At 57.9% G+C, this 1120-nt stretch carries 1 protein-coding gene; it reads right to left on the reverse strand.

The genetic code is table 11. The features are described 5' to 3' along the window. Nucleotides 1-146: 146 nt before the first annotated feature. Nucleotides 147-1120: IS5 family transposase (locus tag GHO03_RS24530; protein ID WP_153400694.1), on the reverse strand; the 974-nt coding region annotated here is incomplete at its 5' end.

A 1120-nucleotide genomic window follows, 5' to 3' on the forward strand; every position in this document is an offset into this window, starting at 1 on the left:
GGAGCCGCTGAACAATTAACCCGTTCGTAGCGCCCCCCTCTTTCAAGCCGTATTTTTCAACCTACCGGCCTTATTCTGCATTTCCAGAGCCGATTTCTGCCCTCATTTTGCTGATTAGCGGGCCCAGCCCTGCCTTTCAGACGGATTTATCCCACCGCCCGTTGCAAATAGCGCTTGGCCAGCATCAGATTGGCCAACCCAAACAGACTGAACAACTGCGCCGTATTCTTTTCCAGCCCACGGTAGCGAGCCTTGCGATGATTGAAGCGCACCTTGATCACCTGGAAGGGATGCTCGACCTTGGCACGCAGTTGCGCCTTGGCGAATTCGATCTTGCGCTTGACCCGGTACAGCACGCTGCCTTTGCCGTGATGCTGGTAGCTGCTGGGCCGTGCGGCAATCGACCAGATAACGTCCCGTTCAGCATGCTCCGGTCGCTTGGCCGCACCGGTGTATCCAGCGTCACCCGAAACATAGGTTTCGGCGCCGTGCAGCAACTGGTCGACCTGGGTGACATCCGCCACGTTGGCGGCTGTCCCTACCAAGCTGTGCACCAACCCCGACGTGGCGTCGACACCAATGTGGGCTTTCATCCCGAAGTGCCATTGATTGCCTTTCTTGGCTTGATGCATTTCAGGATCACGCTTGCCCTCACGATTCTTGACCGAAGGCGGCGCGGCGATCAGGGTAGCGTCGACGATAGTGCCTTCTTTGAGCAGCAGTCCCCGGCTGGCCAGATGCTGGTTAATCGTTTCAAAGAGCACCCGCGTCAGTTGGTGCGTTTCCAGCAAGCGGCGAAATCGCAGCAAGGTGGTGGCATCCGGTGCCGACTCGCGGCCCAAGTCGATGCCCATAAAACCACGGATGGCCTGGCTGTCGTAGACGGCATCTTCGGTACCTTCATCGGAGAAACCGAAACACTGCTGCACGACATACATACGCAGCATGCGCGACAACCCAATCGCAGGGCGCCCGCGCTTGCCTGTGGTGTCGCTATAAAACGGAGCCACTTGCGCCTCCAGTTGTGCCCAGGGCACCAGCTGTTCAAGGTCAGCCAGGAAACGATCTCGGCGAGTCTGCTTTTTCTTGCCGGTGTATTCGAGTTCGGAGAAGGTCTTCT

The organism is Pseudomonas sp. FSL R10-1339 (assembly GCF_009600545.1).
GTDB lineage: Bacteria > Pseudomonadota > Gammaproteobacteria > Pseudomonadales > Pseudomonadaceae > Aquipseudomonas > Aquipseudomonas bubulae.